Raw genomic sequence first — 1,086 nt, forward strand, 5'->3', positions numbered from 1 at the left:
GAGCGTGTCGATAATCCGTACGTGGGCGCCGATGTGTACGTGAACCCGATCTGGTCGGCCAACGCCGCCGCCGAACCCGGCGGTGAGGCCATCGCCGATCAACCCACCGGTGTGTGGATGGACCGTATCGGCGCCATCGAGGGCAACGACAGCCCCACCACCGGGAACATGGGCCTGCGCGACCACCTGGACGAGGCCGTGGACCAGGCCGCCGGTCAACCCCTGGTGTTCCAACTGGTCATCTACAACCTGCCCGGCCGTGACTGCGCCGCGCTGGCCTCCAACGGCGAACTGGGCCCCGAAGAACTCGACCGCTACCAAACCGAGTACATCGACCCCATCGCCGACATCCTGGCCGACTACGCCGACACCTCCTTGCGGGTGGTCACCACCATCGAGATCGACTCGCTGCCCAACCTGGTCACCAACGTGGGCGACCGCGCCACCGCCACCCCCGAATGCGACCAGATGCTGGCCAACGGCAACTACGTCCAAGGGGTCGGCTACGCCCTGGCCGAGCTGGGCGCGATCGACAACGTCTACAACTACGTGGACGCCGGCCACCACGGCTGGATCGGCTGGGAGGACAACTTCACCGCCTCGGCCGCCCTGTTCTACGAGGCGGCCAACGCCAACGGCGCCACCCCGGACGACGTGCACGGGTTCATCGCCAACACCGCCAACTACTCGGCCCTGGTGGAGGAGAACTTCTCCATCACCGACCAGGTCGACGGCGCCAGCGTGCGCGAATCGTCCTGGGTGGACTGGAACAACTTCACCGACGAGTTGTCCTTCGCCCAGGCGCTGCGTCAGGAGTTGGTCTCCCAGGGGTTCGACGCGGGGATCGGCATGTTGATCGATACCTCCCGTAACGGGTGGGGCGGCCCCGACCGGCCCACGGGTCCGGGTCCGCGAACGGACGTGGACGCCTACGTCGATGGTGGCCGCTACGACCAGCGCATCAACCCTGGGAACTGGTGCAACCAGTCCGGGGCCGGGTTGGGCGAGCGTCCCACCGCCGCTCCCGAGCCGGGGATCGATGCCTATGTGTGGATGAAGCCTCCGGGTGAGTCCGACGGCTCCAGC

Annotated in this window: 1 protein-coding gene; it reads left to right on the forward strand. The window is 67.3% G+C overall.

Features of this window, described 5'->3' with window-relative positions:
• A partial coding sequence (locus tag D472_RS0124345; protein WP_017607031.1) for a glycoside hydrolase family 6 protein occupies positions 1 to 1,086 on the forward strand: 1,086 nt, incomplete at both ends.

Source organism: Nocardiopsis alkaliphila YIM 80379, assembly GCF_000341005.1.
Classification (GTDB): domain Bacteria; phylum Actinomycetota; class Actinomycetes; order Streptosporangiales; family Streptosporangiaceae; genus Nocardiopsis; species Nocardiopsis alkaliphila.